Genomic DNA, 914 nt, shown 5'->3' with positions numbered 1-914 from the left:
TTTGACGTTTGATTTCTTTGTTAAGAGACTCAATGAGGTTTGTCGAATAAATGCTGTGCCAAATCTGGTAGGTAAACTGATAAAAAGTTAAAAGATTATCCGTATTCTCCAGACTTTCCATGACTTTCCTATACTTTGGTTTCCATTCGGCGATAAAGTTCTCTAAAGCTTGCACTGCCATTTCTAAATTTTCAGCACGATAAATCGTTTTAAATTGCTCCAGAATAACCGCTCTATCTGCTCGTTTCACTTTACTAGCTAGATTTCGACTAATATGAATTAAGCAACGTTGTTGTTTAGCTAATGGGTAAGCCTGACTGATAATCTGTTCAAGCCCCTTGAAGCCATCGGTCACTACAAGAGAAACCTGTTGGATTCCTTGGTTTTGAAGCTTGTCTAACAGGGTGGACCAAGAAGCATTGTTTTCATTTGGGGCGATTTCATATCCAAGAACAGCCTTCTGTCCTTCTGGTGTAATGCCAAGTGCGATATGAATACATTCTTTACTAACGGTTCCACGTCTTAATGGAAGATAGGTTCCGTCAAGAAATAAAACAGAGTAATTGGCTTCTAAGCTTCGCTCATGAAAAGTAGCGACATTCTCCTGAGTTGCTTTTGAGATATTAGAAATTGTGGCAGGACTATAGTGATGACCATACATTCGCTCGATGATATCACTAATTTCTCGAGTCGTTACACCGGTTTGATAGAGTTTGATAACCATCTCTTCCAAGTGGTCATCTCGACGTCCATAAGCGGGAAGCAAAGCTGGACTAAAGTTCCCATTACGATCTCTAGGAATGCTCAACTGAACAGTCCCATATTTGGTTTCAAATTGCCGTGAATAGCTTCCGTTACGACTATTCCCAGAATTATAGCCTACTTTATCGTAAGGTTCATACCCTAAAAAGGCT

Annotated in this window: 1 protein-coding gene; it reads right to left on the bottom strand. The window is 39.7% G+C overall.

Going from position 1 to position 914, the window contains the following annotated elements; all coding sequences use genetic code 11:
- On the bottom strand, positions 1-914 hold a 914-nt coding region (locus BABA_RS02470; RefSeq protein WP_007083539.1), incomplete at both ends, for an IS256-like element IS905 family transposase.

It is taken from the genome of Neobacillus bataviensis LMG 21833 (assembly GCF_000307875.1).
Classification (GTDB): Bacteria; Bacillota; Bacilli; order Bacillales; family Cytobacillaceae; genus Neobacillus; species Neobacillus bataviensis.
This window is presented reverse-complemented; position numbering and strand designations above follow the sequence as displayed.